Raw genomic sequence first — 8877 nt, 5'->3', positions numbered from 1 at the left:
TCCATGCCAGTTTTGGTTGAAAATGCTTGTCATCTCAGGTGTACACTTTTCTCATGAGGCCTAACTGCATGATTTTACGTTGCGAGGATCCGTCGTTTCGCTGGGCTGCCAGCATAAAATCTATTTATTCAACAAAGCCCCTATCAATCAGATTATTCGTCAACCAAACGTGCTTCAAGGACGACTTTCCGGTAGTATGCGACGGCTTTTGTTTACGCTCGGTTATCCCTTCAGGAACGTTGTTATGGTCACTACCGTATTTAAAGATTTTCAGTTTGAAGCCGCCCACCACTTGCCGCACGTGCCGGAAGGGCACAAATGTGGCCGTTTGCACGGACATTCCTTTATGGTGAGACTGGAAATCACCGGTGAAGTCGACCCGCATACCGGTTGGGTGATGGATTTCGCAGACTTAAAAGCAGTATTCAATCCGGTTTGGCAGCAGTTGGATCACCACTACATCAATGAAATCAAAGGGTTGGAAAACCCCACCAGCGAAGTGCTGGCGCACTGGATCTGGCAGCAGTTAAAAACCACGCTGCCTCTGCTGAGCGCCGTGATGGTGAAAGAAACCTGCACGGCGGGCTGCGTTTATCGCGGGGAATAACGCCACCGCGTTGATTTCATCTTTCCGTCACACGCTTTTTTATGGTAAAGGCTCTCCATGTATAACAAGAGGCTTTACCATGTTCTTTTCCTTGCGCAAATTAACTGCTCTGGCCGCTTTCCTCGCGCTGTCCGTATCTGCCGCGCCCATTAATATCCTCGATTTCCCTCAGCCGAAAAATGCACCCGATGAAATCTATGCGGTGACTGAAATTCCCGCAGGCAGCAATGTCAAGTACGAAACAGATGCCGATACCTGCTTCATTATTGCTGACCGTTTCCAATCTATGCCAGTGGTATATCCTGCAACCTACGGTTCACCGACGCAATCATTGGGCGGAGATAACGACCCACTGGATGTGATTTTCTACACTCGTACACCATTGCATCCAAGAACACTCATCAAACTGCGCCCGATTGGCATCCTTAAAATGGTGGATGCCGGTGGGCGGGATGACAAAATTATCGCGGTGCCAACCAGCAAAATTGACCCAACCTACGATAACGTCAAATCGTTTAGCGATCTGCCACCGATTGAGCAACAGCGTTTGGAGGCCTTTTTCCGCGTCTACAAACAGTTACCGGAAGGGCATAAAGTCGTCGAGTTAAAAGGAACGGAAGATGCCGCTGCCGCCAAGGCAATTATTACGGCCGCGCATGAAAAATATCGCGCGACGCATAAATAATCAGTAGATATTCAGATACTTGTGCGTCTGCATCGACAGACGCCAGTTACGCGCGATACAGGTTTCGATACAGAGTTTGGTCGCAGCGTCTTTCTGGCTGATGGGCTGTAGGGCGATAATCCGCGCTTTGTCATCGTGTAAACGCGCCAGCAGAGCATCCAGCACCTCAATGTCTTTCTCTCTCGCCACAGGATGCTTGATTTCATCAGCGCGCACTAATGCCCGGTCGAGCACCACCATGCCGCCGCGCATATTCACTTTGGGTGAGACCGTGACCCATGTTTGCGGCGAACAGCGCACATCATGGGTGCCGCTGGTTTCTATCTGGCAGCGATAGCCGTTTTGCTCGAGATAGTCGGTCAGCGGCGTCAAATCATGGATACAAGGCTCTCCCCCCGTGATAACGATATGCCGGGCGCTATACACCTCTTGCTGGATGCGCGCCAGAATCGCTTCCGTGCTGGCAGGTGCCCAAGCATCGCTCTCCTGCGTCTTTACCAGAATATTCTCCAGTGTGGTTTCACGCTCAGCAAACTTATCCCAGGTGTGTTTGGTATCGCACCAGCTGCAACCCACCGGACACCCTTGCAAACGTACAAAAATCGCCGGAACACCGGTAAAAAAACCTTCACCTTGCAGGGTTTGAAACATCTCATTTATTGGGTACAGCATAACATCCTATCACTTAACTATCGGGTGCCAGCACGGGCAGGCTGGTAAACCGTCATTATCGCAGATTGCCTGTGGTGCGCCAAACCCCACATCGCGTGACCGCACCAGATAGCCGTTGCATTATAACGCTACGATAGGGGGTGATAACATTTGAGAAATGTTGCAGTTCGGTTAATAATCAAGGGGATTGCCCATTTCTTTTTCACGGTGTTTACGACAAGGAACGATACTATGAAACCTTTGAAAGCGGTGTGCCTGATAGCGATGACAGCCTTCTGCCTCCCCGATGTCGCCGTGGCTGGAGCCACGACGCAAGTCAAAACCCAACCCGGCCACTATCGGCAGTTGTTGGGACAATATGAAATTACCGCGCTTTCAGATGGCACCAACGCCATGCCGATGGACAAACTGCTTACGCGCACCGATCCCAACACCATTCGCCAGTTGCTGGCAGAGAAATCCTTATCCCCCACGGTTGAAACTTCCATCAATGCGTTTCTGATCAACACAGGTAAAAATCTGGTGTTGATTGATACCGGCAACGGCACGCAGGCCAACAGCAACGTCGGAAAAGTACAGAAAAACCTATTGGCGGCGGGCTATCGTCCCGAACAGGTCGATACTATCCTGATGACCCACCTGCATGGCGACCATTTTGGCGGTCTGGTGCAAAACGGCAAGCTCTCCTACCCGAATGCGACCGTTTACGTTTCGCAAAAAGAGTATGATTTCTGGTTAGATCCGCAGCATCTGGCGCAAGCCGCCCCTGAACGCAAGCCCGCTTTCCAGCGTGTTCAGGACGTCTTTAAGATCCTGGCGGCAGCAAATAAAGTGAAAACCTTCAGCGGGGATGCCCCACTGCTGCCTGGCATTACGCCGGTGTTTGCACCAGGCCATACGCCGGGGCATACTGCCTATAGCATCGTCAGTGACGGCAATAAATTGCTGGCATGGGGCGATATCGTGCACGCCGAAGCAGTGCAAATGCCGATACCGGAAACCACTATCAGCTTCGATTCAGATATGGATCAGGCGACCAAAACCCGCGAAGCCCTGTTTGCCCAGGCAGCCAGTGAAGGCTATCTGGTGGCGGGCGCGCACCTGCCGTTCCCGGGCATCGGCCATGTAAATACCCGTGTGGAACGCAACGGCACCACCAATGGTTATCGCTGGATCCCGGTGAATTACAGCATGAGCGGACTGAAATAACGCCAAACCCCGCGAAGCAACGTAGTGCTTTCGCGGGGCAATCTTCGGTTTATCGCTTACAAATAGACGCGCAGATACTCAGACAGGCACAGGATTACCATCGCCTGACCGTAAGGCATGGAGGTCAGCGGGATCTGGCGGTAGTAGTCCAGATCGCGGCCCATCGCCGTACCAAACGACACATTGACCAGCTCGCCTTGCGGATTGATATTGGCAATCACGCCGCGAATCGCTTTTTCCGCCATCTCTGCATAGCGCTTATCCACATAGCGTTTGCGCACCGCTTTCAGAATACCATAGGCAAATCCGGCGTTGGCGGAGCTTTCCACGTAAGAGTTGGCGTCATCCAGTAGCGTATGCCACAGACCACTGTCATCCTGATACTGCGCCAGCGCTTCAATCTGGCTTTCCAGCACCTGCAACAGGAAGCGGCGCGTTGCATTTCCTAACAGCAAAGAGAACACATCCTGCAGGCCGCTGTAATAGAGCACGCCGTAAGACATCGCCGCCAGACCGAACAGGCAAACCACTAAGCGGTAAGAGGGATCCGGTCCTAAGCGAATGCACAGCGGGATCATGCCAATCACCGCCAGGAATTGCAGGATAGCCATGGTACCCATCAGGTTGGAAGCCACCGTGGGGCTTTGCATCAGTACAAAGACGACGTAGTAGGTGAACACCGCATTAAACACGTCCTGTGCAATGTAGCCGCCGAGGTACATCCCGAGATGTTGACTGAAAATACGAATGCGCAGCGTGGAAGAGAGTTCGACGCTCAAGCGCTTCAGGCTTTGTCCCAGCGTCATTGACTTGCGTTCCTTTTCTGCCTGTAGTGACGCCGCTGACATCTCTTCGCGCGGCCGTTCCCAGGTAAAGAAATAGACCAGCGTCAGCACGGTGGCGCAAATCACCGAGAACACCAGGCTTGAGTAGAAGAAGGAAATGGCGTTGTCTTTGCCAAAGTGACTGAACAGAATGCCTGGCAGGAACGCCGCCAGAATGGCAGAAAGCTGCGCCAGCGCGATACGTGCACCGGAGAATTTGGTTTTCTGTTTAAAATCATCGGTCATTTCCGGTACCAGCGTTTCATACGGTACCAGAATCATGGTGTAGACCACATCAAACACCAAATAGGTCAGCAGATAGTACCAGTACCCCATGTCGCCCACACACATAAAACTGTAGCTAAACACACAGTGAATACCGAGCAAAATAAAGAAGTTACGGCGGCCAAAGCGTTTACCCAATCGGTTTGAGCCAAAGTTGTACGTCAGGAACCCCATCAGCGGGCTGACAACGGCATCCAGTACTCTGGCCATCGCGAAAATAAACGTGGCTTCAATGGGCGTCAAGCCACAAAACGTGGTGTAAAAATAGAGCAACCATGCCGCCGTTAGCGCCGTGGTTCCCGCACCGAGAAAATCACCTGAGCCGTAAGCCAAATAGTTGGCCAGCCCAATTTTACGCGTTTTCATTTGCCATCCTTCCTGTGTCATTGTCTTTATGAAGGTAATGCGGCAGGGTACAAACCCTTTGCTGCCGTGATAGCTAAACTACTGTCGGGACGTTGGGAAAACCTTTGCACCGTTGCCACGCCCCGAGCGGGATTGGCATCCCAGGGAAGAACGTAACGATCGACCTCAAGGTTTTTATAAAAAACCATTTTAAACCAATGAAACCAGCGGTTCGTTTATGGCTTTCACAGGGTAATAAGCACAGGAGCAGATAGGCTTTGTTGAATAAATAGATTTTATGCTGGCAGCCCAGTGAAACGACGGATCCTCGCAAAGTAAAATCATGCAGTTAGGCCTCATGAGAAAAGTGTACACCTGAGATGACAAGCATTTTCAACCAAAACTGACATGGAAAAACAGCATGATTACCTATTATTCAACAAAGCCGAGCAGATAGTGATACGGACGTGAAAGGGATAATCACAGAGAACAAAAATAATAAAACCCGGAGACGCATACGCGTTTCCGGGCTTCGATAGCAGGGCGATAAGTCCCGGCAGCAGACAGGCGATTACGCCTGGCCTTTCACTTCTTTCAGACCGTTGAATGCAGCACGGCCAGCCAGTGCTTCTTCGATACGGATCAGTTGGTTGTACTTGGCAACGCGATCAGAACGGCTCATGGAACCGGTTTTGATCTGACCAGCCGCAGTACCTACCGCCAGATCGGCGATGGTAGCGTCTTCGGTTTCGCCAGAACGGTGAGAGATAACGGCAGTGTAGCCCGCATCTTTCGCCATCTTGATAGCAGACAGAGTTTCGGACAGAGAACCGATCTGGTTAAATTTGATCAGGATGGAGTTAGCGATGCCTTTTTCGATGCCTTCTTTCAGGATCTTTGTGTTGGTTACGAACAGGTCGTCACCAACCAGCTGGATTTTGTCGCCCAGTACTTTGGTCTGGTAAGCAAAACCGTCCCAATCAGATTCGTCCAGACCGTCTTCGATAGAAATGATCGGGTACTCTTTGGTCAGGCCTTCCAGATAGTGAGTGAACTCTTGAGAAGTGAAGGTTTTGCCTTCGCCTTTCAGTTCGTAGTTGCCGGTTTCTTTGTTGTAGAACTCAGAAGCGGCACAGTCCATAGCCAGCGTAACGTCTTTGCCCAGCACGTAACCGGCATTTTTTACCGCTTCAGCGATAACAGCCAGTGCTTCTGCATTGGAGCCCAGGTTCGGCGCGTAGCCGCCTTCGTCGCCAACAGCGGTGTTCAGGCCTTTGCCTTTCAGCACTTTCGCCAGGTGATGGAACACTTCAGAACCGATACGGATCGCTTCTTTCACCGTTTTCGCGCCAACCGGCTGAATCATGAACTCTTGAATATCAACGTTGTTGTCAGCGTGTTCGCCACCGTTGATGATGTTCATCATCGGCAGAGGCATGGATAATTTGCCCGGGGTGCCGTTCAGTTCAGCGACGTGTTCGTACAGCGGTTGACCTTTGGATGCTGCTGCTGCTTTGGCGTTAGCCAGAGACACCGCCAGAATGGCGTTAGCACCAAAGTTGGATTTGTTGTCAGTACCGTCTAGGTCGATCATTACCTGGTCGATGGCAGCCTGATCTTTGGCATCTTTGCCCAGAATGGCCTGCGCCAGCGGTCCGTTCACAGCGGCAACTGCTTTGGCTACGCCTTTGCCCAGGAAACGGGATTTGTCGCCATCACGCAGTTCCAGCGCTTCGCGAGAGCCTGTGGAAGCGCCTGACGGAGCAGCAGCCAGACCAACGAAACCACCTTCCAGGTGCACTTCCGCTTCAACGGTCGGGTTTCCGCGTGAGTCGATGATTTCACGGCCAATGACTTTAACGATTTTGGACATTAGATTTTCCTCAGTACAAGTTAAACTAAAAACGATTCTGTATATAAAACCGAGCGTTAAACTAAAACCTTAAACGAACAACTCGCGGTACTGGACCGCGCGTTGCTGAAAAACCCTTACTTCACCTGACGCTTTTGATACGCGCCAGCGGCTTTAACAAAACCGGCAAACAGGGGATGCCCATCTCGTGGCGTCGACGTAAATTCCGGATGGAACTGACAGGCCACGAACCACGGATGCTCAGGGAGTTCAACAATCTCCACCAGCTTGCGGTCGGCGGAAAGACCAGCAACACGCAATCCAGCAGCTTCAATTTGTTTCAACAGCATGTTATTCACTTCATAGCGGTGACGGTGGCGTTCAATAATGGTTGCCTCACCGTACATCTCGCGCACCAGACTGCCTTCCGCCAAGTGGCACGGTTGACCGCCCACGCGCATGGTGCCACCCAGGTCGCTCTCTTCACTGCGCACCTCAAGGTTACCGTATTCATCACGCCATTCGGTGATCAGCGCAACAACCGGGTACTTACAGTCTGGCACAAATTCCGTAGAGTTTGCCGCTTCCATACCCACAACGTTACGGGCAAATTCCATCAAAGCGACCTGCATTCCCAGGCAAATGCCCAGATAAGGGATACTATTCTCACGGGCGTAACGCGCCGCCATGATTTTACCCTCAACACCGCGGTAGCCGAACCCCCCTGGGATCAAGATAGCATCAAGATCTTTGAGAACTTCGACGCCGCGGGTTTCTACATCCTGCGAATCGATCAGCTTGATGTTGACGGTCAGGCGATTTTTCAGCCCGCCGTGCTTCAGGGCTTCGATCACCGACTTGTAGGCATCCGGCAGTGCGACATATTTGCCGACCATACCAATGGTGACTTCACCACCCGGATTGGCTTCCTGATAGACAACCTGTTCCCATTCGGACAGGTCTGCTTCGGCACAACTCAAGCTGAATCGTTTACAAATATAATCGTCCAATCCCTGCGATTTCAATAGCGCAGGGATTTTATAAATCGAATCAATATCTTTTAAGGAGATTACTGCTTTTTCCGGCACATTACAGAATAAAGCAATCTTTGCACGCTCGTTGGCGGGCACGGTGCGATCGGAACGGCAAATCAGCACGTCCGGTTGAATACCGATAGAAAGCAGCTCTTTTACCGAGTGCTGAGTCGGCTTGGTTTTCACTTCGCCTGCTGCCGCCAGGTACGGTACCAGCGTCAGGTGCATGAACAGGGTATGCTCGCGGCCCACTTCCACCGCCATCTGCCGAATCGCTTCAAGGAACGGCAGAGATTCGATATCACCGACGGTGCCGCCGATTTCCACCAGCACCACGTCATGGCCTTCACCGCCTTCAATGATGCGTTCTTTAATGGCATTGGTAATGTGCGGAATCACCTGAATGGTTGCACCCAGGTAGTCGCCACGGCGCTCTTTGCGCAGCACATCAGAGTAGATACGGCCGGTGGTGAAGTTGTTGCGGCGCGTCATTTTGGTACGGATAAGGCGTTCGTAGTGGCCCAAGTCAAGATCGGTTTCCGCGCCGTCTTCGGTGACAAACACTTCACCGTGCTGCGTCGGGCTCATCGTGCCCGGATCCACGTTGATATACGGGTCCAGTTTCATGATGGTAACGTTGAGGCCACGGGCTTCGAGAATAGCCGCCAGAGAGGCTGCGGCAATGCCTTTACCCAGAGAGGATACGACCCCGCCGGTCACAAAAATATAATTAGTTGTCATGCTGAACCTGAGAGTTTAGGTTTATATACCCAAAATAATTCGAGTTGCAGGAAGGCGGCAAGCAAACGAATCCCTAGAAGCCTACTCAAGTAAGTGACTAGGGTGAGCGAGCGCAGCCAACGTACCTGCAACTTGAAGTATGACGGGTATAACGATGGAGTACCAAGACGGGAAAGTAGTATACCTGAACCTGATGAAGGCTACAAATGTTGCTTTTCATCATTGTGGCGGTCATAACGTCGTGGCTAAACCGATGTATCAAGCAAAAATGGTATGAAACATCTGATTAAAAATCATAAAGATAAATAACAAAGCCACCAGAAAAATGCAGTAATACGATAAAAATATCTTAACTGGTCTTTTGAGCCTGTTTAAGATTTTGTGTAAATGCCTTTCCTCAGAAGTGACCGTCAAGGCGGTCACCGAACTCGATAATAAAGCGACTCATTGCCACGCCAGTCCTGTAAGGGCATCGTACATTTCTGTGATGCCGCCTGGATTGCCAGCCATACGACCTTCTTCACCGAGTCATCAGTCGGGAACACCTTGCGTTTCTTGATTGCATGCCGGATCACGCTGTTCAGTGATTCTATAGCGTTCGTCGTGTAGATTACCTTGCGAAG

8 protein-coding genes and 2 pseudogenes are annotated in these 8877 nt (G+C 51.3%); 4 read left to right on the top strand and 6 right to left on the bottom strand.

Translation table 11 applies throughout. The features are described 5' to 3' along the window. Positions 1-244: 244 nt before the first annotated feature. Together queD and QZ506_RS18460 are read left to right on the top strand one after the other, a co-directional pair. A complete protein-coding gene (gene queD / locus QZ506_RS18465; RefSeq protein WP_291973039.1) occupies positions 245-607 on the top strand; it encodes a 6-carboxytetrahydropterin synthase QueD in 363 nt (120 codons plus the stop codon). Positions 608-686: 79 nt separating this feature from the next. Next, the gene (locus tag QZ506_RS18460) at positions 687-1292 is read left to right on the top strand and encodes an inorganic diphosphatase (protein WP_291973038.1); all 606 of its coding nucleotides are present in this window, start codon (positions 687-689) and stop codon (positions 1290-1292) included. Here QZ506_RS18460 and queE read toward each other — a convergent pair whose 3' ends face one another. Then, positions 1293-1964, bottom strand: coding sequence for a 7-carboxy-7-deazaguanine synthase QueE (gene queE / locus QZ506_RS18455; RefSeq protein WP_291973036.1), 672 nt, complete (start codon positions 1962-1964; stop codon positions 1293-1295). A gap of 231 nt (positions 1965-2195) precedes the next feature. Between queE and QZ506_RS18450 the strand changes: the two genes are divergently transcribed. Next, on the top strand, positions 2196-3173 hold the full coding sequence (locus tag QZ506_RS18450; protein ID WP_291973035.1) for an MBL fold metallo-hydrolase: 978 nt from the start codon (positions 2196-2198) through the stop codon (positions 3171-3173). A gap of 77 nt (positions 3174-3250) precedes the next feature. On the opposite strand, the pseudogene QZ506_RS18440 reads toward QZ506_RS18450, so the two are convergent. The 4 genes and pseudogenes from QZ506_RS18440 to pyrG form a co-directional block, all read right to left on the bottom strand. After that, positions 3251-4648 (bottom strand): annotated as a pseudogene (locus QZ506_RS18440) (glycoside hydrolase family 88 protein); the annotation flags it as partial. A 73-nt stretch (positions 4649-4721) separates the two neighbouring features. Next, the gene (locus tag QZ506_RS18435; protein WP_291973034.1) at positions 4722-4961 is read right to left on the bottom strand and encodes a hypothetical protein; all 240 of its coding nucleotides are present in this window, start codon (positions 4959-4961) and stop codon (positions 4722-4724) included. 237 nt (positions 4962-5198) lie between these two features. Next, a complete protein-coding gene (eno, locus tag QZ506_RS18430; RefSeq protein ID WP_291973033.1) occupies positions 5199-6500 on the bottom strand; it encodes a phosphopyruvate hydratase in 1302 nt (433 codons plus the stop codon). Between the two features lie 116 nt (positions 6501-6616). Further along, positions 6617-8254, bottom strand: a complete 1638-nt coding sequence (gene pyrG / locus QZ506_RS18425) for a glutamine hydrolyzing CTP synthase (RefSeq protein WP_291973032.1) — start codon at positions 8252-8254, stop codon at positions 6617-6619. A 154-nt stretch (positions 8255-8408) separates the two neighbouring features. On the opposite strand from pyrG, the gene QZ506_RS18420 reads away from it, so the two are divergent. Continuing rightward, complete coding sequence (locus QZ506_RS18420) at positions 8409-8531, top strand: hypothetical protein (RefSeq protein WP_291973031.1); 123 nt, start codon at positions 8409-8411, stop codon at positions 8529-8531. Between the two features lie 120 nt (positions 8532-8651). Here QZ506_RS18420 and QZ506_RS18415 read toward each other — a convergent pair. Beyond that, positions 8652-8877 (bottom strand): annotated as a pseudogene (locus tag QZ506_RS18415) (transposase); the annotation flags it as partial.

Origin of the sequence: Candidatus Symbiopectobacterium sp. (assembly GCF_020054415.1) — a bacterium.
GTDB lineage: Bacteria > Pseudomonadota > Gammaproteobacteria > Enterobacterales > Enterobacteriaceae > Symbiopectobacterium.
This window is presented reverse-complemented; position numbering and strand designations above follow the sequence as displayed.

Coding starts and splice junctions, on each gene's coding strand:
- queD (WP_291973039.1), top strand. CDS start 245: ATGGTCACTACCGTATTTAAAGATTTTCAGTTTGAAGCCGCCCACCAC.
- QZ506_RS18460 (WP_291973038.1), top strand. CDS start 687: ATGTTCTTTTCCTTGCGCAAATTAACTGCTCTGGCCGCTTTCCTCGCG.
- queE (WP_291973036.1), bottom strand. CDS start 1,964: ATGCTGTACCCAATAAATGAGATGTTTCAAACCCTGCAAGGTGAAGGT.
- QZ506_RS18450 (WP_291973035.1), top strand. CDS start 2,196: ATGAAACCTTTGAAAGCGGTGTGCCTGATAGCGATGACAGCCTTCTGC.
- eno (WP_291973033.1), bottom strand. CDS start 6,500: ATGTCCAAAATCGTTAAAGTCATTGGCCGTGAAATCATCGACTCACGC.
- pyrG (WP_291973032.1), bottom strand. CDS start 8,254: ATGACAACTAATTATATTTTTGTGACCGGCGGGGTCGTATCCTCTCTG.
- QZ506_RS18420 (WP_291973031.1), top strand. CDS start 8,409: ATGGAGTACCAAGACGGGAAAGTAGTATACCTGAACCTGATGAAGGCT.